The 22,566-nt window shown below is 66.6% G+C and carries 20 protein-coding genes; 12 read left to right on the top strand and 8 right to left on the bottom strand.

Going from position 1 to position 22,566, the window contains the following annotated elements:
- Positions 1 to 12 precede the first annotated feature (12 nt).
- The 11 genes from BPSG_RS03010 to BPSG_RS02960 all read left to right on the top strand — a co-directional run bounded on the left by BPSG_RS03010 (position 13) and on the right by BPSG_RS02960 (position 11,813).
- On the top strand, positions 13 to 1,077 hold the full coding sequence (locus BPSG_RS03010; RefSeq protein ID WP_026643355.1) for an AAA family ATPase: 1,065 nt from the start codon (positions 13 to 15) through the stop codon (positions 1,075 to 1,077).
- Positions 1,074 to 2,045 (top strand): DUF58 domain-containing protein, encoded by a 972-nt coding sequence (locus BPSG_RS03005; protein ID WP_026643357.1) that lies wholly within the window; start codon positions 1,074 to 1,076, stop codon positions 2,043 to 2,045. The genes BPSG_RS03010 and BPSG_RS03005 overlap by 4 nt, the downstream gene beginning before the upstream one ends.
- Complete coding sequence (locus tag BPSG_RS03000; protein WP_026643358.1) at positions 2,042 to 2,566, top strand: hypothetical protein; 525 nt, start codon at positions 2,042 to 2,044, stop codon at positions 2,564 to 2,566. Before BPSG_RS03005 ends, BPSG_RS03000 begins: the two co-directional genes overlap by 4 nt.
- Position 2,567: 1 nt before the next feature.
- Positions 2,568 to 3,620 (top strand): VWA domain-containing protein, encoded by a 1,053-nt coding sequence (locus BPSG_RS02995; protein WP_026643359.1) that lies wholly within the window; start codon positions 2,568 to 2,570, stop codon positions 3,618 to 3,620.
- Positions 3,617 to 4,642: a vWA domain-containing protein gene (locus tag BPSG_RS02990; RefSeq protein WP_026643360.1), complete on the top strand. Its 1,026-nt coding sequence runs from the start codon at positions 3,617 to 3,619 to the stop codon at positions 4,640 to 4,642. Before BPSG_RS02995 ends, BPSG_RS02990 begins: the two co-directional genes overlap by 4 nt.
- Positions 4,639 to 5,193, top strand: a complete 555-nt coding sequence (locus BPSG_RS02985; protein ID WP_051591960.1) for a DUF6466 family protein — start codon at positions 4,639 to 4,641, stop codon at positions 5,191 to 5,193. Before BPSG_RS02990 ends, BPSG_RS02985 begins: the two co-directional genes overlap by 4 nt.
- Positions 5,194 to 5,363: 170 nt before the next feature.
- Positions 5,364 to 5,729, top strand: a complete 366-nt coding sequence (locus BPSG_RS08630) for a hypothetical protein (protein ID WP_026643361.1) — start codon at positions 5,364 to 5,366, stop codon at positions 5,727 to 5,729.
- Positions 5,726 to 7,219 (top strand): PGAP1-like alpha/beta domain-containing protein, encoded by a 1,494-nt coding sequence (locus BPSG_RS02975; protein WP_026643362.1) that lies wholly within the window; start codon positions 5,726 to 5,728, stop codon positions 7,217 to 7,219. The genes BPSG_RS08630 and BPSG_RS02975 overlap by 4 nt, the downstream gene beginning before the upstream one ends.
- Before the next feature lie 70 nt (positions 7,220 to 7,289).
- The gene (gene purB / locus BPSG_RS02970) at positions 7,290 to 8,732 is read left to right on the top strand and encodes an adenylosuccinate lyase (protein WP_026643363.1); all 1,443 of its coding nucleotides are present in this window, start codon (positions 7,290 to 7,292) and stop codon (positions 8,730 to 8,732) included.
- Positions 8,733 to 8,894: 162 nt separating this feature from the next.
- Complete coding sequence (locus tag BPSG_RS02965) at positions 8,895 to 11,372, top strand: lysylphosphatidylglycerol synthase transmembrane domain-containing protein (protein WP_051591961.1); 2,478 nt, start codon at positions 8,895 to 8,897, stop codon at positions 11,370 to 11,372.
- A gap of 159 nt (positions 11,373 to 11,531) precedes the next feature.
- The gene (locus tag BPSG_RS02960; RefSeq protein WP_022857750.1) at positions 11,532 to 11,813 is read left to right on the top strand and encodes an HU family DNA-binding protein; all 282 of its coding nucleotides are present in this window, start codon (positions 11,532 to 11,534) and stop codon (positions 11,811 to 11,813) included.
- An 89-nt stretch (positions 11,814 to 11,902) separates the two neighbouring features.
- Here BPSG_RS02960 and BPSG_RS02955 read toward each other — a convergent pair whose 3' ends face one another.
- From BPSG_RS02955 to BPSG_RS02930, 6 genes are all read right to left on the bottom strand, one after another.
- Positions 11,903 to 13,357: a proteasome accessory factor PafA2 family protein gene (locus BPSG_RS02955; protein WP_026643365.1), complete on the bottom strand. Its 1,455-nt coding sequence runs from the start codon at positions 13,355 to 13,357 to the stop codon at positions 11,903 to 11,905.
- Positions 13,357 to 13,542 carry a ubiquitin-like protein Pup gene (locus tag BPSG_RS02950; protein ID WP_026643366.1) on the bottom strand — a complete coding sequence of 62 codons (186 nt, stop codon included), beginning with the start codon at positions 13,540 to 13,542 and terminating at the stop codon, positions 13,357 to 13,359. The genes BPSG_RS02955 and BPSG_RS02950 overlap by 1 nt, the downstream gene beginning before the upstream one ends.
- 35 nt (positions 13,543 to 13,577) lie before the next feature.
- Positions 13,578 to 14,450 (bottom strand): inositol monophosphatase family protein, encoded by an 873-nt coding sequence (locus BPSG_RS02945; RefSeq protein ID WP_051591962.1) that lies wholly within the window; start codon positions 14,448 to 14,450, stop codon positions 13,578 to 13,580.
- A 145-nt stretch (positions 14,451 to 14,595) separates the two neighbouring features.
- Complete coding sequence (gene dop, locus BPSG_RS02940) at positions 14,596 to 16,176, bottom strand: depupylase/deamidase Dop (protein WP_026643367.1); 1,581 nt, start codon at positions 16,174 to 16,176, stop codon at positions 14,596 to 14,598.
- On the bottom strand, positions 16,173 to 17,744 hold the full coding sequence (gene arc, locus BPSG_RS02935) for a proteasome ATPase (RefSeq protein ID WP_051591963.1): 1,572 nt from the start codon (positions 17,742 to 17,744) through the stop codon (positions 16,173 to 16,175). The genes dop and arc overlap by 4 nt, the downstream gene beginning before the upstream one ends.
- A 102-nt stretch (positions 17,745 to 17,846) precedes the next feature.
- Positions 17,847 to 18,554, bottom strand: coding sequence for a DedA family protein (locus BPSG_RS02930; RefSeq protein WP_026643369.1), 708 nt, complete (start codon positions 18,552 to 18,554; stop codon positions 17,847 to 17,849).
- A gap of 37 nt (positions 18,555 to 18,591) precedes the next feature.
- On the opposite strand from BPSG_RS02930, the gene serB reads away from it, so the two are divergent.
- Positions 18,592 to 19,275, top strand: a complete 684-nt coding sequence (gene serB, locus BPSG_RS02925; RefSeq protein WP_026643370.1) for a phosphoserine phosphatase SerB — start codon at positions 18,592 to 18,594, stop codon at positions 19,273 to 19,275.
- Between the two features lie 21 nt (positions 19,276 to 19,296).
- On the opposite strand, the gene fmt is transcribed toward serB, so the two are convergent.
- Positions 19,297 to 20,265, bottom strand: a complete 969-nt coding sequence (gene fmt / locus BPSG_RS02920; RefSeq protein WP_026643371.1) for a methionyl-tRNA formyltransferase — start codon at positions 20,263 to 20,265, stop codon at positions 19,297 to 19,299.
- 91 nt (positions 20,266 to 20,356) lie between these two features.
- On the bottom strand, positions 20,357 to 22,564 hold the full coding sequence (locus BPSG_RS02915; protein ID WP_026643372.1) for a primosomal protein N': 2,208 nt from the start codon (positions 22,562 to 22,564) through the stop codon (positions 20,357 to 20,359).
- Between the last annotated feature and the right edge of the window lie 2 nt (positions 22,565 to 22,566).

The raw sequence follows: 22,566 nt of genomic DNA, 5'->3' as shown, positions 1-22,566 counted from the left end.
GGAGCGCATTCCATGGCCCTATTCCATCAACCACCAGCACCGCAGCCCATGGCCCCGCCGCCCACGGCAACCACTCCCGCCACCGCGTTGGGCGCCGACGACACGGCCCGCGCCCAGCAGCTCGTGGCCCGGATCCGCAACCGCTTCTCCCAGACGCTCGTGGGCCAGGAGAACCTGCGCGAATCCCTCATCACCACGATGGTGGCCGGCGGCCACATCCTCATCGAATCCGTGCCGGGCCTCGCCAAGACGACCGCGGCCCAGACCTTGGCCACCGCCGTCTCCGGGTCGTTCAAGCGTGTGCAGTGCACACCGGACCTCATGCCGTCCGACCTGGTGGGCACACAGGTCTTCGACTTCTCCACGCAGCGCTTCACCACGCAGATCGGCCCGATCCACGCCAACTTCGTGCTGCTCGACGAGATCAACCGTTCCAACGCCAAGACCCAATCGGCGATGCTCGAGGCCATGGCCGAAGGCGCCACCACAATCGGCGGCCAGCGCATCCCGCTGCCGAAGCCGTTCATGGTGATCGCCACCCAGAACCCCATCGAGGAAGAGGGCACGTTCAACCTGCCCGAAGCGCAGATGGACCGTTTCATGATGAAAGCCGTCATGACCTACCCCACGGCCGAGCAGGAAGTCGCCATGCTCGCGCTGCTCACCCGCCGCGGATCGGACACAATCGATCCCACGGCGCTGACCCACGACGTCATCGGCATCCAGGACATGGACTTCCTGTGCCGTGCCGCACGCCAGGTGCATGTGTCCGACGCGATCATGAAGTACGCGGTGGACCTGTCCGAAACCTCGCGCGGCGCCGGCAGCAAGCCCGTGCAGGGCCTGTCGTCGCTCGTGCGCCTCGGCGCCTCTCCGCGCGCGTCGATCGCGCTTGTGCGCATCGGGCAGACCGCCGCGCTCATGGCCGGCCGCAACTACGTGGTGCCCGAAGACATCAAACAATATGTGCACGAAGTGCTGCGCCACCGCATCCTGCTCACGTTCGAGGCGCTCGCCGACGGCGTCACGTGCGACCAGGTGATCGACTCGATCGTCAAGGCGGTCCCCGTCCCATGATCGACCGCGCGCACACGGCAGACCACGTCCGGCGCAAGATCGAGGCGCTCGGCACCTCCATGTCGCTGCCCACCGTGGCCAAGGCGTTGGGTGTGCTGGAAGGCGAGCACCGGTCGAACCGGCGCGGCGGCAACGACGACCTGCTCGACATCCGGCCGTATGAGCCCGGTGACGAGGCGCGCGCAATCGACTGGAAGATCAGCGCGCGCTCCGGCCGCGCCATGGTAGTGCAGCGCGAGCGTCTCGCCTCGGGCCGCGTGTATCTGCTCATGGACGCCGGCCGCGAGATGACGGCAAGCTGCCCCTCGGGCGAGACGGCCTATGCGGTCGCGGCCAACGCGCTGTGCATGTTCGCCGCGCTCAGCCTGCGCCGCAGCGACGACGTCTCGCTTGTGCTCGGCGACGCCGCGAGCATCACCCGCGTGCCGTTCCATGGCGGCCTCGCGCAGTTCGAGCGCACGCTCGACGGAGCGCTCGACCGCGCATGGGACCACACGCGCAATCTCGACGCGCTGCTCGATTACGCCGTGCATCTGCGCGACCGTGACGCGCTCGTGGTCATCGCGAGCTGCGAGCAGGCGCTCACCCGCGTCCATCTGCCGCTCATCCGGCGCATCGCGCGCACGCATCCGCTCGTCGTGATCGATGTGGGCACGGTCAATCCGTTCGCCGCGCAACCGCTCGACGGAGTGCCGCGCGCGCACGTCGTGGACGGCACGAGTGGCAGGCGCGTGCCGGCGCTGTTGCGCAACGCGGCGCTCGCCCAGGAGACCGAACGCCACCGCGCGTTCGAGGTCACGAGCCTCACGCAGGAGCTCGCCCGATGCGGCGCGCGGCTCATGCACGCGTCGTCGAGCGCGCGCATGTTCGCGGGTTTCGTGCGTCTGGTCTCACTCAGTCGTTTCGGCGCGCCGGGCGCCCCCACCATGTTGCGCACGCCGGCGCGCCAAGGAAAGGAGCGCGCGTGAACGCGATTGCGCTTGATGTCTCCGACCTGCACCCGTCCGCCGCGCTCGGCGATATGCCCATGCTGTGGACAGTGCTCGCCGTGGCCGTGGCCGCGGCGGCCGCGTGTGCCATGGCGATGACGTTGTATGGCCGGCGCCGCGCCCGCCGTGCGCCCGCCGTTTCGGCGGGCGCACACGCGCAGGCCGGATCCACGCAACAGTGGCTCGCGCGCGTGGACGATGTGGTGCGTCAATACGACGCCGGTGCGGTCACAGCCGATGAGGCCTACGCGCACCTTGCCGCGTTGACACGCGAGTTCGCCGCCGTGCACAGCGGTCGCGCGCTTTCGACGAGCACACTGCGCGAACTCGAACGGCGCCCTACGGGTGGCACGGCGGCGAACTGGGACGCCTTGCGTCTGACGATCGCGGCGCTGTACCCGCCTGAGTTCGCCGACGCCGCGACGAACGCCGAAGCGCGCGACGCCAGCGTGCACACCGCGGCCGGCTGGGTCGGGGATTTCATGGAAAGGTGGCGCTGACATGCTGCATTGGCGATGGCCATGGGCCATTCTGATCGCGGTGGCGGCCTGCGCGCTCATCGGGCTCGTGGTGCGCGCGCTCGACGCACACCGACAGGGCGCGCTGCCCCAGGCCACCGTCTTCGACATCGATGATGACCTCAGGACCGACGAAGGCGCGCGCATGCTGCGGCTATGGCGGCGGTGGAACCGTGCGGCCGCAGTGCTCGCCGTGCTTGCACTGATCACGATGGCGGCGCTTGTGGGCCGCCCGGCGCGCGTGGCGGCCGAAGACGAGCACAGCGCGAACCGCGACATCGTGCTGTGCCTCGACGTCTCAGGGTCCACCCTGCCCTACGACCAACAGGTGATCGCCACCTACCGCACGCTGATCTCGCATTTCAAGGGCGAGCGCATCGGCCTGAGCATCTTCAACTCGACGTCGCGCACCGTGTTCCCACTGACCGACGATTACACGATGGCCGCACGGCAGCTTGAGCACGCCGATGACCTGTTGCGGGGCGTGGAGACGCAGGACGACATCGACAAGATGAGCGCCCAGCAGTACCAGCAGGTCTCCGACTGGCTCGCCGGCACGCAGAACCGCAAGAACGCCACGTCGCTCATCGGCGATGGACTTGTCAGCTGCGCCGCCATGCTGCCGGGGTTCACCTACGGCGGCACGCAGGCCGACCAGTTGCGCGACGCGTCGATTGTGCTGGCCACCGACAACGTGGTTTCAGGCACGCAGACCTATACGCTCGCGCAGGCGCTCGACCTGACGAGCAAGGCCGGCATCACCGTGGACGGCCTGTTTTCAGGCCCCTCGCAGAGCGACCATGATGAGGCCACCGAACAGATGCGCACCCTCATCGAACAGCATCACGGCACGTTCCTGCTGCAGTCCGACGGCGACTCCGTGGCGGATCTGGTGCGCGCGATCGACCGGCGGCAGATCAGCGCGGTCGATGAGGCGAGCCAAGCCGATTGGACGGATGCACCGGGCTGGTGGACGCTCGCCATCGCCGTGCTGCTCGCCGGTTGGCTGATTGTTGCTTGGAGGTTGAGGCGATGAGCGGATTCACCTTGGCGCCCGCCTTGGGATGGGTCGCCGGTTCGGCGCTGGCCGCGGCGATGCTCGTGTGTGCGGCGCTCGTCGTCGTGTGCCATGTGCGCCGGCGCGCGCAAGGCACCGACGAGACCGTGGCCGCATGCGTGCGCCGCTGTGTCATGTGTGTGCTTGTCGCGGTGCTCGCGCTCACGCCGAGCATCGCGACGACGACCACGAGCCGCGCGGTGAGCACGACCGACGTCGTGATCGCGGCCGACGTGACCGGTTCGATGGGCGTGGCCGATGCCACGTATGGCGACCGCACGCAGATCAGCCGTCTGGACGCGGCGAAGGCGGCGATCGACGACATCACGGCCGCTTATGCGCATTCGAGCTTCGCCGCGGTCTCGTTCGGCGCCTCGGGCACGCAGGATGTGCCGTTGACACCGGACGCGCGTGCGATCGACAACTGGGCGGATTCGCTGCGTGTGGAGCCCACCGACACGTCTGCCGGCTCGTCGCCGGACGCCGCGATCGACACACTGCTGCTGACACTCAAATCAGTGCGCGACGCCCACCCCGACGACACGATTGTGCTGTACCTGATCACCGACGGCGAGCAGACCACACCGAAGGCACGCCGCACGTTCTCGTCATTGCGCCGCTACATCAACGACGCATGCGTGATCGGCGTGGGGTCCACGGCCGGCGGACGGGTGCCGCAGGTGCATGCGGACGGCATGACTGAGGCCGGCGTCTGGGTCACCGACCCGTCGACCGGCCAGCCGGGCGTGTCGATCATGGACGAAGCGCAGATCACGTCGCTCGCCGACGAACTCAGCGGCACCGCATTACTCACCGCATCCGGTGGCACCGTGGTCCAGCAGCAGATCACCGGCGAAGCGAACTCGTGGCGGCAAAACACCACGGAAAAGCAACGCACGCGCATCTCGCCCATCACGTGGCCGTTCGCCATCGTGCTGCTCGCCGTGGCGGCATGGGAGTTCGCGGCCTGGCACATGCAATCGAGGAGGCTGCTGCAATGACATCGCAACCACAACCACGGCGCACGCGCGCTGTGCGCATCGTGCTCGGCGTGTGCGCGGTGGCGTTGCTGGCCTGCGCCGGGCTCGCCGGATGGAACCTGCGGGCGGCCGGCCTGTACAACCAGGCGACCGCGACGCTGACGGCCACGCTGCGCGACGCCGCAGCCGCGGACAGCGACATCAAACAGCTGCTCGCCCAACAACAGCAGACCGACGCGCAGCTGGCCGAAGCGCAGCAGGCCCCCATGCTGCTGCTGCCGTCGGTCCGCACCGCGATCGCACACAACAGCCAGGTGAGCGGCGCATTGACCGAACGCCTGCAACAGCAGGTGGACGCCACAACCCAAAGCACGCCACAGGCCACGACCGGCGATTCGACCACGAACAGCCAAGGCGGCGAGCCTGCGCTGACCGACGAGCAACGCGAACAGATCGAGCAGATGCTGCGCAACAACGAGCAGACACAGGAATCCCAGGACCAGGCCGTGCAACACGACGGCGAGCGCCACAGCGGCACCGACACGAGCGGTGGCGACGCCAAACCGTGGTGAGCCCGCCGCACGCGGCATGTGGACCGGCGACTGCCGGATGGGCGCCTGTGTGGATGCATCATGCATGCATCCACACAGGCGCCCATCCACATGACGGGGACGCCTCGGCCGTCCGACCACATCGGCCCGTCCGACTGGCGCCACGGCGACGGCACGCGTTCAATGGACGCATGATTCACACAACGGTTCCCTGGCGGGCGTACGGCGCCCATCCCCACGCCACACGCCCCCTATGCACATTCACATCATTCCCCCTCGGTGGCGGCCTGCAGCCGCAGGCCCCCTTCGCCCGCCAATCCTGCATCTGCACCGGCATCGTGGCCGAATGCGCGCAAACCATGCACACGGCGGCCACCGCCACGACGGGCGCACTGGACGACCTTGCCCGCGTGAGTGCATCGAGCCGGCGGCTCACATGGAGCGGCAAGGCCGCCGACATGTTCCATGCGCGCATGCGGCAGTTCGACACCACAATCGCGGGCCATCTGGATTGCTGCGCCACGACGGGCGCCATGCTGAAAGCAGGGTTGCCATGACCCGTCAGGTTCGCTCCTCGATATACGGCGGCGCCGTCACCGTGGCCGATCAGGCGGAATACCAGCGCCTGCACAGCGCCCTCAACGCGCAAAGCGCAGCGATGGCGTCGTCGGCAAGCCGCTGGACGCAGGCCGCCTGCACGCTTGCGGCACAACGAGAACGCCTCGTCTGGTGCCCCGCCGCCATGCAGACCGCCGAACCGTCCGTGCCCGTGCACACCGATCAGCGTGCACGCATCGACGCGGCGCGCGACGCGAGCGATGTGATGGCTCGGCGGTGCCGTGTCCTCGCTGACGAATGCACGCAGCTCGCCGATCTGGTGGCGCGCGCCCACAGCCTCTACGCCGAAGCGGAAATGCGCAACACACGCATCGTCAACCGGGCGGTGCGCGCGTTCGCGGTGCACCACCCCGTGGCCACCGGCATCGCTGTCGGCACGCTTGCGGTGGCCGGAGGCATCTATGGCTGGGCCACCGAGGGATCGTTCAATTGGGCCTATTCGTCCAAAGCCACCGCGTGGGCGCATGAGGGCGTCGTCTCCGGCATCGGCGCCGCATGCAGCGGGCCGGGTGGACGCCTGGCGTCCCTCACCGACCTTCCGGGGCAGTCGATCAACGACACGGCGGCCGTGGCCTCACCGTTCCTGAGCCATGTGGGCGGCATGGTGCAAGGCACGTCGTTGCGCATGCGGCAAGTGGACAGCGCCGACATGGCCGTGGGCGGGGCAAGCGGCATCCAGGATGCGCTGCACGACCTGCGCAGACTCGGACAGGCCAACGGCGCCGGCGACGACGGGCTCGCCTACGGCACGATCGCCATCTCGCAATACCGCAGGCAAGACGGTTCGCAGGCGTGGCTCGTGACGATCCCCGGCACCGACGGCCAGAAGGATTCGCCGTTCGGTTGGATCCAGAACGCCGAACTGATGAGCGCCAGCGCCGCCCAGCGGCGCGATGCCGACAGCGCGCGCCTTGTGGTGCAGGCCATGCAACAGGCGGGGGTGCAGCCCGAGGATTCCGTGGCGTTGATCGGACATTCACAAGGCGGCATCGTGGCCGCCGCGCTCGCCTCGGATTACGCCGACACCTACCGCATCGAGCATGTGGTCACGGCCGGTTCCCCGATCGCCAACCATCCGATCAGCTCAAACACCTGGGTCACGAGCGTGGAGATGGATGACGAACTGGTGGCGGCGCTCGACGGCGCCTCCAATCCGGCGAACGACCACTGGGTCACGATCCGCGGCACCGTGACCGACGGCGACAGTGACGGCCTGTGCACCGGCAGGGTCATCGACGACAGCGACGGGCCGTACCGGCTGACCCATGACCTGAAATACCACGAGGCCGCCTTGGGGCATGCGCTGGATCTGGGGTCACCGGCCGTCCAACAGCACAACGACCACTTCCGCGGGACGATAGCGGGCGACTACGTGGGCACCACCTATTGGCAGGGCCGCATGGCGCACCACACGCCGGGCGAGGATTGAGGCGTGCGCCGTTTCCGACTGTGAGACGGCGCACGCGCGGCGTTTACGGTGTTTAGTAGGGTGAGGAGCTATGAATCTAACCGATATCTCCCCCGCCATCGCCCTCACCCCGCTCGATGGCCGATACCGCAGCCAGACCGCCCCGCTCGTCGAATACCTGAGCGAGCCCGCGCTCAACCGCGAGCGCATGCGCGTCGAAGTCGAATGGATGATCATGCTCGCCAACGGCTACGCCGGCAATGACTGGCAGCCGATCGTGCCGGGCGTCAAGCCGCTCACCGAGCAGGAGCAGGCGTTCCTGCGCTCCATCCCCGAGGAGTTCGGCGCCGAAGGCATCGCACGCCACGCGGCGCATGAAGCGGTGACGCACCACGACGTGAAGGCCGTGGAATACTACATCGACGACCAGCTCGACGCCGCCGCCGACGTGCTCGGGAGCCCCACGCAGCTGACCGACCTCAAGACCCTCGTGCACTTCGCCTGCACGAGCGAGGACATCAACAACCTGTCGACCGCGCGCTGCGTCAAGAACGCCATCGAGCACGTGTGGCTACCCGGCATCGACGCGATCGTGGACCTGCTCGCCGCCCGCGCCGACGAATACCGCGACATGCCGCTGCTGTCGCTGACGCACGGCCAGCCGGCCACCCCCACCACGCTCGGCAAGGAGCTCGCCGTGTACGTGTACCGCCTGCGCCGCCAGATCGCGCATGTACGCACCCAGCAGTACTTGGGCAAGATCAACGGCGCCACCGGCACGTTCGGCGCGCATCTGGCCGCCGTCGACGGCGTGGATTGGGTCGAGGTCTCGCGCGTCTTCGTCGAGGACCGCATGGGCCTCACGTGGAATCCGCTGACGACGCAGATCGAATCGCATGACTGGCAGGCCGAGCTCTACGGCACGATCAGCCATGCGAACCGCATTATGCACAACCTGTGCGTGGACACGTGGATGTACATCTCGCGCGGCGTGTTCGCGCAGGTGCCGGTCAAGGGCGCCACCGGCTCGTCGACGATGCCGCACAAGGTCAACCCAATCCGCTTCGAGAACGCCGAGGCGAACCTCGAGATCTCCTGCTCGCTGCTCGACACGCTCGCGGCCACGCTCGTCGAATCCCGTTGGCAGCGCGATCTGACCGATTCCACAACGCAGCGCAACATCGGTTCCGCGCTCGGCTATTCGGTGCTCGCCCTGAACAACCTGCTCGGCGGCCTCAAGTCGATCCATCCGAACACGCAAGTCATGGAGCGCGAGCTCGATGAGAACTGGGAGGTGCTTGGCGAGCCCATCCAGACCGCAATGCGCGCGAGCGAGCTCGCCGGACGCCCCGGCATGGAGCGCCCGTACGAGAAGGTCAAGGAGCTCATGCGCGGCCACCAGATCGCGCAAGAGGACGTGGAGCGGTTCATCGACTCCCTCGACTTCGACAGCGAGACCGCGGCACGGCTCAAGACGCTGACCCCCGCCACCTATGTGGGTGTCGCGGCACAGCTCGTGGACTTCGACCGCTGACGCACACCGGCCTGAACGCGGGCCGGCCCTACTCCCCCTCACCGACGTGTGGGGAGGGCGGGGCCGGCCCGCGTTCTTTGTTGGCGGTTCGTCACTTAGAATGAAGAGGCACGGCCGGCGACCACCGCCAGCCACCGATTGGACGTATATCAAAGGAACCAGATGAGTAGACCCGTGGCGAATCCAGATGCCACACAGCCCACAGCCCAAGGCGCGGCGCCCGGCACGGCATCCGATGTCCTGATCGCAGACAACGCCCCGAAACGCACGCATGTGACCGCCGACCTGCTCCATGCCGCGTTCGCGCTGCTCGCCGGTGCGCTCGTGCTCGTGTTCGCCCTGTATCTGCGAGGCATCACAACCGGCGTGGAATCGGATGCGCACACAGCCGCGAAGGCCGTGGAATGGCTGCTTGACCTTCCAGCGTCGTTGCTGCAGCAACTCGTCGTGCTCATCGTGGTCGGCATGGTGCTCATTCAGCTCATTGTGAACCGTGAATGGCTGCAATCAGCCTGTTCCGTGGGTTCCCTCCTCCTTGGCTTCGCGGCGGTGTGGGGCGCCTCGGCGTTGATCAGCCAATACGGCAGCCCCATGCTCATCAGTTCCGTGCAATCCGCCGGCACCGAATCAGGCCCGTGGCTCCTGCCGGATTTCTATGCGGCCATAGCCGCGTTCCTCACGACGGCCGGCCCGCGCCGCACACGCTCCTCGATCAAATGGGGCTGGAACATCTTGATCATCGGCGCCGTGCTTCTCATCATCAGCTCGTGGAACTCCGTGACCGGCGTCATCGTCTCGATCTGCATCGGCCGTGTTGTCGGCCTGTGCGCGCGCTTCGCGATTGGCACGCAAAGCACCGGCATCTGGGGCATGCAGGTCGTGCACGCACTGCAGTCGATTGGGTTGCACCCGCGCGAACTGCGCCGCCGCCACCTTGACGAAGCCACCGACCATGTGCTGTACGCCACACTCGAAGACGACATGGTGGAGAATTCCCGCATCTACGAACTGCGTGACGAAGACGGCACCCCATACGTGGTCTCGGTGCTCGACAACCAACGGCATTTCGCCGGCTATCTCAACCAGATCTGGCAGCTCATCCGCCTGAGCGGCGTGGCGGTGCGCCACGACCGTTCCGCGATCAGCGCGAACCACCACCATTACGCGATGATGCTGGGCGTGCACGATCTGGGGCTCACCACCCTGCGCCCCTACGGTGTCGCCGACTCCAGCGAATCCTCGGTGCTCGTGCTGCATGAGTCCCCGAAGGCCACGCCGTGCGACGTGCAGGGGATGACCGACGCCGACATGCGCCATCTGATGCGCTACATCAATACCGCGCACCGCCGTGGCTTCACCCACCGCAACATCACGCAGAACGCCCTGGCACGCCTCGACGACGGGACATTGTTCCTGTGCGGCTGGCAGAACGGCGATTACGCAAGCGGATCCACGAACGTGGCGCTCGACAAAGTGGAGTTGCTCTCGCTGTTCGCCACGGTGTTCGGCGTCGAACGCACGGTGGCCGCGGCGCGCGAGGCGTGGGGCGACGCCACGCTCATCAACCTCATCCCGTTCGTGCAGAAGGCCGCGGTGCCGGCCGCCACGCGCGCACTGCCCGGGTGGGACAAGACACTGCTCGAACAGCTGCGCAAGACGATGAGCGCCCTCGCCCCAGAAGAGGTCTCGGAATCGCTTGAGCAGGTCACGCTCTCGCGCTTCAACGCGCGCTCGTTCTTCGCGATCACCCTGCTCGTGATCGCCGTCGGCGTGGTGCTCACGCAGATGAAGCCGAACGAGATGATCAAGGCGGCCCGCGACGCGAACATCTGGATGATGCTGCTGGTCATGGGCTTCAGCTTCCTGGCCTGGGTGGGGTCCGCGGTCTCGCTCGGCGGCTTCATGAACGCGGACCGACGCAATTCGCTCGGACTGCTGTGTTCACAGATGGCCGCCGGATTCACGGCCGTGTCGATGCCCGCCGGCATCGGCCCCGCGTTCGTGAACCTCCAGTTCCTGCGCAAAAGCGGCTACCGCAGCACCGTGGCGACGGCGATCATGAGCGCCGTATGGGCGGTGCAGGCGGCGGTGACCGTCGTGCTGCTGCTCGTGATCGGCATCGTCAACGGGCGCAGCACGCTTTCGGGCATGATCCCCACGAACATGCTCATCTTCGTGGTAGCCGGCGTGGCGCTGATCGTCTCGGTGGCCATGGCGATCCCGCCGGTGCGCAAAAAGGTGACCGACAAATACCTGCCAATCGCCAAGGCATATGCCCGCAGCCTGCTCGAGACGCTCACGCAGCCCAAGGAAGTGGCCATCTGCGCCGCCGGCGGTCTGCTACTCAACCTGGCCACGGGCTTCGGATTCTGGGCGGCGCTGCTTGCGTTCGGCTACCACACCAACCCAATCGAGACGACCTTCATCTTCCTGCTGGCCAACACGCTCGGTTCGGCGGTGCCGACCCCCGGCGGCCTGGGCGCGGTGGAGGCGGCGCTTTCGGTGGCGTTCACCGCCGTCGGCGTGCCGTCCACGATCGCGATCTCGGCCACGCTCGTCTACCGCATCGCGTTCTACTGGCTGCGCATACCCATTGGTGCGCTTGCCATGAAGTGGCTCGACCGGCATAATCTGATCTGATTTGGCTCCGATTGGCCCGCAAAAAGAGGCCAAACGCGAAAAAAGTTCGTAAAACCCTAGGAAACTGCGGGTTTCACCACATTTATGCGCTAAGATTCATAACTGAACCTGTGGCCGACCGAGCAATAGGGCGGCCCCTGAACCAAGAAGGATGCTCACATGGCATACAACAAGTCTGATCTCGTCACCAAGATCGCTCAGAAGTCCCACCTGACCAAGGCTCAGGCTGAGGCCGCCGTCAACGCATTCCAGGATGTGTTCGTCGAGGCCATGAAGTCCGGCGAAGGCCTGAAGCTGACCGGCCTGTTCTCCGCTGAGCGTGTCAAGCGCGCCGCCCGCACCGGCCGCAACCCGCGCACCGGCGAGACCATCGAGATTCCGGCCACCTACGGCGTGCGTATCTCCGCTGGCTCCCTGCTCAAGAAGGCCGTCACCGAGTGACGATGTTCGCCTAGGCGAACCCACGCATCTTGCGTACGGACCCTGACCACCGACGGTCAGGGTCTTTTTTGTGCCATGATGGCGCCGCGTTACGCAAGCGACGCCATCAGAGCGTGGTATTCCGGCGTGCCTTCGCTGTCGAAGGGGTCGAGCATCTGTGCAGTGCGTTTCTCCGGCTCCAGCACCTGCACCTGCGTCCAATCGCACACATGCCGCACGCCGGCCTGCTGCGCGCGCTGCACGAAGCGCCCGCGCAGCACCGCGCGCGTGCGCTCGGGCGGCGTGTGCACCGCGTGCGCCACCTGTTGCGGGTCCGCATACACGCGCATGAGCCCATGGCGCACCATCGCCTCGTACAGCGTGCCATTGGCCACGTCATGGTAGTCTAGGTCGAGCTGCGCAATGCGCATCGGGCCGACCGGCCCACGCTCCTCCAGCCGTGCAAAGAACCGGCGTTTGCATGCCCAATCCACGACCTGCGCGAGCGCGTCGATGTCGTGCGCCTCCAGCCGGTCAAGCACCCACCGCCATGCGTCGAGCACACTGTGCGGCGTCCACACCGGATCGCCTTGCAGCGACGCGTCGAGCTCGTGCGCATGGCTGTGCGCGAACCGCTCGATGACGCGCCATGCGAGGCGTTGCATTTCGAGCGCGCTCATGCGCGTGCCGTCCGCCAGATCGATCATGGCGTCCGGCCCGTGTTCGTTGACCTCGAGATTCGCCTGCACGGGGTCGGCCATCTCGAGGCATTCCAGGCCGCTGGGCACGCCGGTGCGCGCGGCGTGCTCCATGGAGCCGAGCACCAAGTGCGTCGTCGCGCATTTGACCATGGTGGCCCACTGCGACCGGTTCGAGTCGCCGATGATCACATGCAGGCGCCGGAATGATTCGGGGTCGGCGTGGGGTTCGTCGCGCGTGTTGATCATCGGGCGCGAACGCGTCGTCGCCGAAGACACGGTCTCGTCCACGAACCGCGCGCGCTGCGTGTACGTCCAGTGGTCGCCGTCGAACCTGCCGGCGCCGGTGTAGATCTGCCGTGTGATGAGAAACGGCAACAACTGGGTCTGGATCGCGCGCAGGTCGACGTATCGGCGCACCAGATAGTTCTCATGGCAGCCGTAGGAGTGGCCGGCGCTGTCGGCGTTGTTCTTGAACAGGTGAATCGTGGCGCGCTCCCCCGCCTGCGCGCGTAGACGGGCCTGCGTCTCGAGCGCCATCGTGCGCATGAGCGATTCGCCGGCGGCGTCGGCGAGCATCGCATCGAACGGCGTGCGTGCCTCCGCGGTGGCGTACTCGGGGTGCGAACCGACGTCGAGGTAGAGGCGCGATCCGTTGTCGAGGTACGTGTTGGTGGAGCGTTCGCGTTGCACGACCGGCTGGAACATCGTCATGGCCACCTGGCTGATGTCCAAAGGGCGGCTGGCGCCGCTCACGCTCAACCCATATTCGGTTTCGAGCCCGAAAATACGGTCGCAGCCACCGGTTGTGGCCGATGGCTGCGTTGGCGTGGAGTGGCGGCTGCGGCTGTCATGCAGCTGGGGCATCACTCGCCGCCTTTCTGCACGAACCCGTTCACATACGCTTCGGCGTTGCTTTCCAGCACCGATTCGATGTCGTCGAGCACCGCGTCCAGACTGTCCATGTTGGTGTCCGGGGCCACCCGCTGGGTGGTTTCATCGTGCTCGTGGTGCTGGGCGGATTCCTGTGCACTGGTGTGTTCCTGAGGCATTGCTGTTCGCTTTCGTGATGGTCGCGTGCCGACGCTCACGCGTTCGTCCCGCTGGTTTCCTGTTCCAATTCACGCATCAGATATGGACGCAGGTCGTCGATGATCAGGCCGTTCGATGCGACCACATCGTTTTCGCTGCGCCAATGCACCAGATTGCCAGACCACGTGCTCAACTGCCCCTGGGCCTCCCACAGCACCACGGCGCCCGCGGATACCGCGGGGACATCCCATTGGTGCAAGAACGGCTCGAAGTAGGCGTCATAGGTGCCGTCGGCCACCTTGCACAGGTCGAGCGAGACCGGGCCGATGCGTTTGATGTCGGCTGGCTTGCCCGCGATGTCGGCCACCACGTCAAGCGCGTATTTGGATTCGTTGGATTTGAACGACATGCCGAAACTGACGACCGATCCTTCGAGGTGCGGCGTGGTCGAGGGCATGATCTTCTCGCGCTTGTCGCCCAACGGCGTGCGCCGGATGCGGATGGCGCCCTCGCCGCGCGCCGCGATGTAGGTGAGGTTCAGGGCGGGCGCATGCACAATGCCCAGAATCGGTTGCGCCACATCGTGCTCGTTGAATTCGAAAAGCGATATCGTGATCGCCCATTCGGCCATGTTGCGCGTGTAGTTGATCACGCCGTCGATGCCGCCGATGCACCAGTAGCGGTCACCGGCCGCGCCGTGTTCCGGCCGGTCGCTCCATCTGCCTTGGAAGGCGTCGATGTAGGTGAGTCGGTTGTATATGAACTGCGCCAATTGGGTGTCAACGGTCAGCCCACGCGAATAGTCGCGTGTCACCGAATACAACGACGACAGGTCCTTCGGCGTCACCTGGTCGGTGAGCGCATGTTCGCCGGCGTCCTGCGCAATGGCAGCGGCTTGCATGGCGAGATCGCGTAATCCCTGCGTCATCGCAGCCTCCCGTTTTCTGATCTGGTATGCGCACACGCGCAGCGATGCATCGCGGTCACTGGGGACATCGCCACATCGGGCACCACTATACCGGTTTGCACACGGAACCGAGACCCGGCTCCCATTATTGAGACAACGTTTGCAATCATGCCGCACCCTGTTGACACAGCGCGGCGATGAGCTGCCACGCGTTGGGTGCCTGTGCCACGGCATCGGCGCATTGCGTTCGGGTATAGTCGCGCGGATCGCTCATATCGAGCGTCCACTGCCGCCCTTCGGGGTCGTCGGTTGTGGTGATGCGCGTCCACGACACGGCACGGACCTGCTCCGGATAGCGGTCCACCACCATGCCGCGCAGCCACGCGCGCGTGTCCGCCGGCGGCTCATTGCACGCCTCACGCACATCGTCGTCGGTGCACGTGCGCTCGGTGCGCCCGCGCAGCCGGTCGAAGATCGAGGTCTGCGGGTCCAAGCTCGCCCACCGCAGGTCGACTGAGGCGAGCCGCGCGTCATGCAGGCTCTCGTCGAACGATTCGTTGGGGTGCAGCCGCAGGCGCAGGCGTTCGATGATCTGCCATTTGCATAGCCATTCGATGCGCGAACCCTCAGCCTCAAGCTGCAAACGTTCGCTTCCATCGGCATGCCTGATCCGCGCCACATCGAGCAGCGCCTGCTTCCACATGGCCATCACCGACCGTGTGGAGCGATCGGGCCACACCGGCTCGCCACGTGTGTCGGTGCCGTACACGGCCGCGGCCGTCTCATAGGCGAGCGTCTGCAGCGCCACCTGCACCTGCCACGCGGTCATCGCGCCGCCGCCGGCCATCGGCAGCGGCTGCGCCAAGGTCAGGTCGTGCGAGACGCGGTGCATCGCATCCACCGGGTCCACGAACGTCAGCGCCTCCAGTTCGCCCGTCAAGTCAATGCCCGCCTCCTCGGCGTGCTCGCACACCCACAGCAGCATGCTCGTCGTGCCGAGTTTGAGCACGCGCGGCACATCCATGCGGTTCGCGTCGCCGACGATCACATGCAGACGCCGGAACCGGCCCGCATCGGCGTGCGGTTCGTCGCGCGTGTTGATGATGGGCCTGTCGAATGTGGTCTGCAACGCCACCTTCATATGCACATAATCGGCGCGTTGGCTCAACTGGTAGCCGGCCGTCTCACTGCGCTCGCCGATGCCCACGCGCCCCGAACCGGTGTAGATCTGCCGCGTCACCAGATGCGCGGTCATCAGCGCGGCCATCTGCCCGAACGGCACTGACCGACTCAGCATGTAGTTTTCGTGCGTGCCCCAGCTCGCGCCCTTGCCGTCCACGTTGTTGCGGTGCAGCTGCAGGCCGCCCGCCTGCCGCGCGGCTTGCTCCATCAGCACATCGCCCGCCGTGTCGTAAATGACCGCTGTGAACGGGTCGTCCGTTTCGGGCGCCGAATATTCGGGGTGCGCGTGGTCGACGTAGATGCGGCCGCCGTTCGGCGCGATCACATTCGTCACATGCGGCTGCGGTTCGTCCGTGAGCATGTCGGCGCGCGCGCTCGCACGGTCGAGGCGCATGCCGCGCATGTCATTGACCGGATCCTCCTGCCGGTAGTCCCAGCGGATGTGCCGTGTGCGCGGGCTGGATGCCCCGGCCACCACGTCGAACGACCACTGCACCGGGTTGCCGCCCTGCGCGCCGCTGACCGCGTACTCGGTCTCCGTGCCCATGATGCGCCGTACACTCATGCCTGCTCCATTCCGTAGGTGCCTTCTGCCTCATCCACCGCCTGCGCCGGCAGCGCGCGCAGGTCGGTGATGCGCCGCGCGTCGAAGCCGTTGGTGCGCACCCACTGCTCGAGATTGACCTCGGCAAGCGTGGCACGCGCCGAATCGCATTCCTCGTCGACCGCTTCGCGCACGAGCGCCGCATCGATCGGCACATCGTGCCCTTGGCGCACCGACTCCTTGACCGCCTTCGTCTTGGCGCGGTCGACGATGTTCTTGAGCATCGCGCCCGACATCACATCGGCGAGCAGCAGCGTGCTCCAGTCGCCATGCTCGTCGCGCACACGGGCGAGCGCACGGCGCGGCGAGGCGACATCATCGACGAGCGCGTCGACGAGCCGCGCGGCGCTCGTGGAGGGGGCGAGCGGCAGCGCATCAGTGATGTAATGGGCCACGATCCGGCGTGCCTGTTCGGGGCCAGGACGGTCGACCTTGATCTTCACGTCGAGCCGGCCCGGGCGCAGCACCGCCGGGTCGATCATGTCGATGCGGTTCGAGGCGCCGATCACGATCACGTTGTCAAGCTGCTCCACGCCGTCGAGTTCCGCGAGGAACTGCGGCACAATCGTCGTCTCCACGTCCGAGGAGACACCGGAACCGCGGGTGCGCAGCAACGCGTCCATCTCGTCGATGAACACGATCACCGGGCGTCCATCGCGCGCCCGCTCGCGCGCGCGGTCGAAGATGAGGCGGATCAGCCGTTCGGATTCGCCCACGTATTTGTTGAGCAGTTCGGGGCCTTTGACCGAAAGGAACACACCACTGCCGCCGGCGCCCTGAGCCAGCGAGTGCGCCACGGCCTTCGCGATCAATGTCTTGCCGTTGCCGGGCGGACCGTACAACAGCACACCTTTCGGCGGTTTCAACGCGAAACGCGCGAACAGGTCGCGGTGCGTGAACGGCAGTTCCACCGCGTCTTTGATCGTGGCGATCTGCTCGTCGAGCCCGCCGATGTCGTGAAAGGTGACGTCAGGCGTCTCTTCAAGCACGAGGCTGTCGGTGTGTTCGCGTGGCAGCACCTGCACCGCGAATCGCGCTGACGTGTCAAGCATCACGCGGTCGGCGCCGCTGATGCGCGCGTGTCGCAGGTCCTGCGCGCGCTCAACGACCGTGCGGGCGCCCGAAGCGTCAGAGACGATGAGGCGGCCGTCGTCGAGCAGTTCGTCAACTTGGCGCACCACGCCGCAGCGGTCGGCCGCCGCCGTGCCGGTGATGACCATGTTCTCGTTGACGAGCAGCGTCATGCCGGGCGCAAGCCGGGTGGCGTTGACGGTGGGGGCCACCGGCAGCACCACGCGGCGGTTGCCGTGGAGCACTTCGGCACATGCGTGCTGCACGCCATGCGAATCGGTCGAACAGCGGTCCAACCGCAGCATCGCTGCGAAGGTGAGCGGTGGCTGGACGAACTGTTCGAGTTGCGCCTTGGCTTTGGCGAGCTCTTCACCCGCGCGCGTCAACGCCTGCGCCAACGCGTGGTTCTTCGCCTGCAGGCGGTCGTTCAACTGCGCCAGGTTCTCCTGTTCGTCCATCGCACCCCGATTTCCATGAAAAAGCCGGATGGGTCTCGTCTCCATAGTACTGGGGACGGGCCCATCCGGCCATGACTTCAACGCTGTACGCGTAGGCTCATACTACGCACGGTCGCCTCGGATGCGCCGCTCGCGTATCAGATTGCGAATCCAACGCACGCCGAAGAACGCGAGCACCGCCACGAAGACCACGATGATCACGTCTTCGAAGACATTGAGCACACCAAGGATCGAGCACCATTGGTCGCCGAGCATGTAGCCGGCGGTCACGAGGATCGTGTTCCAGATTGCCGAACCCACAAAGGTCCACAGCGAGAACTGCATGAAGTTCATGCGGTTGAATCCCGCAGGAATCGAGATGAGCGAACGGACCACCGGGATCACACGCCCCAGCAGCACCGACCATGTACCGTATTTGGTGAACCAGCGATTCGCCTTGTCCACGTCGACGCGCTGCACCCCGGGGATGCGGTCGGCCGCCGCATGGATGCGGTGCAGGCCGAACCAGCGCGCGATGCCGTAAAGGGTCCATGCGCCGAGCAGCGAGCCCATCGTGGCCCAGATGATCGCGGCGATGAGTCCCATGCTTCCACGCGCCGCCGTGAACCCGGCCAGTGGCAGGATGATTTCGCTGGGGATCGGCGGGAATATCGATTCGAGGGCGATGGCGAGCGCCACCCCCACGCCGCCGACGCTTTCCATCAGTGAGACGAGCCATGCGGTCATCGAGCCGATCAGGCCGTCCGAACCAGTCGCGCACACGAGCTGTTGGTCAACGGGTGTCTGTGCAAGGATAATGGAAAAGTTCATGGTTCGATTGTCCCAACGTTTTTCGACAATCGAACGCATGAGCGTACAACCTTTGCAAGTCCTTGACGATATGCCCACACTTTGCACACCCGGACTGCTCGTGATGGATGTGGATTCCACGCTCATCGATGAGGAAGTCATCGACGAGCTCGGCGACGCGGCCGGCGTTGGTGAGCGCATCGCCGACGTGACTGCACGCGCAATGAACGGCGAACTCGATTTCGCCGAGGCGCTCCATGCGCGCGTGGCCCTCCTGAAAGGACTTCCCGCTTCGAGGCTCAATGACGTGTATGCACGCCTGCATTTCACCAATGGCGCGCTGACGCTCATCGAACGCCTGCATGCGCACGGTTGGAAGGTGGGCGTCGTCTCGGGCGGCTTTCACGAAATCGTGGACCGGCTCGCCCGCGAGGCTGGCCTGGATTATTGGATCGCCAACCGGCTCGGCCTGGATGACGCGACCGGCACGCTCGACGGCACCGTCACCGGACCAATCGTCACGAAAGACGTCAAACTGCAGGCGCTGCACGATTGGGCGCAGCGCAACGCGATTGACATGCGACAGACCGTTGCGGTGGGTGACGGTGCCAATGATCTGCCGATGATCGCCGCCGCCGGCCTCGGCATCGCGTTCTGTGCCAAGCCGAAGGTGCAGGCGGCCGCACCGCACACAATCGACACTCGCGACCTGACGCGCGTGCTTGATTTCCTCGCGCGCTGACCGAACGCGGAAAGGCCCGCCTCAGTCGCAGAACGCGCCCTCGGTCAGATGCGCGCCACGCGCCCATTCGGCGGCGCCCATCTGCTTCTTGCCCTGCGCCTTGACCACAAGCAGCTCGAGCGCGTCGGTGGCGGTGCCGACCCACACATGGTGCTTGGTCACCTTGAGTTCGCCGGGCTTGAGCCCATGCGGCGCCGACTCGTCGTCGGCGCCTGCCACAACAGCCTTCGACACGTGCAGTTGGATCGGTTCCAGCGCGTCGGCCGCCTCGTGCAGCTGGCACCATGCGCCGGGGTTCGGCGTGCATGCGCGGATCTGGCGGTCGAGCGCGAAGGCCGGCACATTGAAATGCATGCGCGCATCGTCGTGCGTGATCTTCGCCGCCACTTCGTAGGCGCCCTGCGGCTGAGCGACCGGCTGGATCTGGCCTTCGGCCATGCCTTGCAGCGAGGCCGCCAGCAGGTTCGCGCCATCTTGCGCCAGACGCTCGAGCAGTTCGCCGGCGTTCTCGTGCGCACCGATCTCCACGGTGGACTGCGCGAGCACCGGGCCTTCGTCCATGCCCTTGGTGATGCGGAAGACCGAAGCGCCCGTCAACGATTCCCCGGCCCAGATCGCGCGCTGCACCGGCGCCGCGCCACGCCATTGCGGCAGCAGCGAAAAATGCAGGTTATACCACCCCAACGGCAATGCGTCGAGCACCGGTTCCTTGAGCAGACGTCCATATGCCACGACCGCGCCGGCTTCGGCACCAGTGGCCTTGAGCGCCGCGAGGAACGCCTCTTCGCCCGGATCGCATTCCATGACCGGCAGTCCCAGTTCCAACGCGGCCTGCTTGACCGGGCTCGGCATGAGCTTGCGTCCACGCCCCGTGGGGGCATCAGGGCGGGTCAACACCGCCACCACTTCGAAATGCTCCGTGTCATGCGCCAGCTTGCGCAACGAAGGCACTGCCGCCTCAGGCGTTCCCGCAAACAGCACTCGTACCATACCAGTTCCTCCTCGTTCGGTTTCCTGGCCGTTGCCACGGCCGACGGTCTACCATCGTAGTCCACTGCCCTGCCGTGCCAGCCCGTTCATGTCACAGCAAATCCTTGGGATCCAACCGACAGCGCAATTCACCGCCGGCCCGCGATGCGACATGTCGGGCAAGCGCCACGCGCACCCGCTTCGCTAATTCGGCACGCCGGGAGTGCGGCACACGCACCACGGCCTTCACACGGTCGCCCATCTCCTCGATCTCGCGCGCATCCACCGTGCGCGCCTGCGGAATAGGCACCGGACCGAGCACACTGTCGATCTGCTGCCCCTGCCACTGCATCGTCGCCCAATCACCGCCGCGCACACCGATCTCATGCAACATCCACGTCACGGCGTCGTTGCGCCCCCATACGCATGCCGCGCTCAACGCCGGCGGCAACGCGGTCTCCTCACGCTCATGCAATTCCCGACTGGACAGCGCCCGCGAATCCCACGTCATCAGCGCCTGTGCAATAAGCGGATCGGTCTCACCAAGCAGCAGGCCGACCCCGCCGTCCACGCGCGCACTGCAATACGACATCGTGCGCATCCACGTGCGCAGCACATCGACGCGCGCATCCATGCGCTGCGAGTACAGACTTGTCCACGCGTCCAGGATCGCCACGGCCCGGTAACGTCCCCCGGACGCGCCACCCGGGCGCACGCGCGGCTCAGCGCCGGGCGTCGCGATCACGATGACCGGCGCGTCCGCGACCTGCTCAATCACACCTTCGGGCTGGTGCGGGCTCGACAGCACCATCGGCATCTCACGGAACAATCCGCGCAACTCGCGCGCGGTGCCGGCTGCCCCCACGCGGATCACGCGCAGCCGCTCCCCACCGCACCGCACGCAGCGCCAATGCACCGCCGCGGCCCCGCACCAGCGGCACCGCGGCGTCTGGTTCGCCCCCACACGCTCAAGCGGACCCGTGCAACGCACGCACCGCGCGAGCGTCAAACACTGCGCACAACTCAACGACTCGCTCACCCCGTCGCCCGGAATCGCCAGCAGCACCGGCCCCTGCTCAAGCGCTTTCGACAACACGCGCACCGCGGTGTGCGGCACGCGCGCACCGACGCTCGCGTCCGCAAGACGCATCAATTCGTCGCGATTGAGCCAACGCACCGGCGGCCTACTCGCCGCAAGCGCATCACGGTAGCCGTGGACCGCGGCGCTCGGGCCGCACACGCGCAACCCCACCGACTCCGCGCGCTCGCACTCCCATTGGCTGAGCACACTGCGCGCCTGCGCGTAGGCCACGAACACACCGTCATGCAATTGCGCACGCAGACGGCACACGCCGCGCGCGTTCGCATACGGCGCCAACCCGTCGGCGTACTGGTACGCGGCGTCGTCAAGCACCGCAAACAGCGCAGGCCCCTCGACCGGCGCATACATCGCCGCACGCAGGCCGACCACGCACCGCACCTGGCCCGCCAGCACGGCCCGGTACGCGCGGTAGCGTTCCGCCGGGCTAAGCGATGCGCTCAACACAGCCACGTCGCCGCTGAAGCCGCCGGATTCGTCGGGCGCCCACGCGCGCAGCCCCACGGCGTCCAACGTGTGCATGAGCGCCCACACCTCACGCATCGTCGGCACCACGAGCACCGCGGATTTGCCTGAGGTGAGCGCGCGCAACGCCATCCATGCGAAGTCCTCGCGCCACCGGCCCTCCCCCGGCAGCCCGTCGATGACGAACGAGGCGAATCCGTCCGCGGCGAGCGCCTCGTCGACAAGACGCGCCTGCTCGTATCCGCGCGCGAACGCCTTGTAGGCGTGGGCGGCGGACTGCGCACAGCGTTCGCGCAGCTCGGCGCCGTCCGCCGGTGCGAACGATTCACGGTCCACGGCTGCGACGCGCGTGGGCACCGCCACGCGCACGATGTTCGCGCGCGTGCCGCCGTAGGCGTACGCGATCGCCGTGATGTCGTCGCGCATGGATGCGGACACGATGGGGTGCGGTGAAAGCACGCGTTCGATGAACCGCAACGCGGATGGTTCGGTTTCACTCGTCTCGCCGCGCGACCAGATGATGCCCGACACACGTTGTCCGCCGAAGCGTACACGCACCAGGCAGCCGGGCTGCGCGGACGTGGACTGCTTCTCGTCAATCAGGTAGTCGAAGGGCTGGCCCAGATGCGCCGCCTGGATGTCAAGCACCACATGGGCGACAGGCAGATGCGCCGCAGCCGTGCGTTCCGTCTGACGGCGCCGGCGGTGGCGGGGTTCGAGCCCTTCGAACGCGGGTTGTTGTGCATCGGTCGTCATGC

Origin of the sequence: Bifidobacterium pseudolongum subsp. globosum, from assembly GCF_000741295.1 — a bacterium.
Lineage (GTDB): Bacteria > Actinomycetota > Actinomycetes > Actinomycetales > Bifidobacteriaceae > Bifidobacterium > Bifidobacterium globosum.
Note: the sequence above shows the minus strand (reverse complement) of the source record. Positions and strands in the feature narration are given on the sequence as shown.